The 1,267-nt window shown below is 45.9% G+C and carries 1 protein-coding gene and 1 pseudogene; one reads left to right on the top strand and one right to left on the bottom strand.

Annotated features, from left to right (window positions below; genetic code table 11):
- Nucleotides 1–583 (top strand): annotated as a pseudogene (locus A3762_RS19065) (methylmalonyl Co-A mutase-associated GTPase MeaB); the annotation flags it as partial.
- Nucleotides 584–631: 48 nt separating this feature from the next.
- Here the strand turns inward: A3762_RS19065 and A3762_RS19060 are convergent.
- On the bottom strand, nt 632–1,267 hold a 636-nt coding region (locus tag A3762_RS19060; protein WP_068757134.1), incomplete at its 5' end, for a bile acid:sodium symporter family protein.

The raw sequence follows: 1,267 nt of genomic DNA, 5'->3' as shown, positions 1-1,267 counted from the left end.
AACACGAGAAAGCATGATCTTGTGTGAAGCCGCAGGCTTTGATGTCATTCTCGTTGAAACCGTTGGCGTTGGCCAATCTGAGTATGAAGTCGCATCGATGGTCGATTTCTTTATGGTGCTCATGCAGCCAAATTCAGGCGACGAATTACAAGGCATCAAACGTGGCATTATGGAACTAGCGGACGCTTTGATCATTAACAAAGCAGATGGCGATAGTCTGCATCAAGCTGAGCGCACAAAACAACATTGCCAGAATGCCTTACATCTGATGCGAAGTTCTGAAGAATGGGAGCCTCAAGCCCTGACTTGCTCATCGATTGAGAACAGAGGGATTACAGAAATATGGGCTTTGCTGACAGACTACTTTTCTTCTAATCAGGCTATCCTCGAAACAAAGCGTCAGCAGCAAAACGAAAAATGGTTGGACAGGCTCATCACAGAGCAGCTTCGACACGCTTTTGAGACCCATCAAGCCGTTCAAGAATCGCTCCCTCAACTGCAGGAACAAGTAATTTCAGGGAAACTCACTGCTTACGACGCAGCAAAAACCTTGATAGCACGCTTCAACGAACCACAATCATAAATTGAGCCAAAGCCTTACTGGCAGGCGTGGCGCAATCTACCTTGATCATTAAGCTGCGGTGTTATTACCGAGTTGATCTCCGTGAATTTTGTTTACCAGCAAGCCAAATAAAGCTGCTGTGACAAACATAATGACGCTATAAATAGCAGCTGGCGCGGCCATCACTCCGTTATTCAAAAGCATTGGAGACAAGGCAATGGCTATCGCCAAAGTACCATTGTGAACACCAATCTCCATACCAATCGCAATGCTCTGACGGAGCTCCAGCTTCAACAAGCGAGGCACGCCGTAACCAACGCCCAAACTAATCAGATTAAACGCTAGTGCTGCTGCACCAACAATCGCAAAGTACTGAGTAAACTGCTCCCAACTTTCCATCACGGCAACCACAACAACCAAGGCTAAGAATAGTGCCGACATAATCTTAACTGGCTTTTCCATGACCTCAGCAAAGCCTTTTCTAAAGCGCCGAATCGTCATCCCAATGCCGATCGGAATCAACACAATCGCAAAAACCTGAAGTACCTTAGAGAATTGTAAGCCGACACTACCTTGCTCGCTCATGAAGTAAAACAAACTCAAATTCACAATGATTGGCAGCGTAACAATGCATAGAACAGAGTTAATGGCGGTGAGCGTCACATTCAAAGCCACATCGCCATGCGCAAGATGACTAAATAAATT

This window comes from Oleiphilus sp. HI0125 (genome assembly GCF_001635355.1).
Note: the sequence above shows the minus strand (reverse complement) of the source record. Positions and strands in the feature narration are given on the sequence as shown.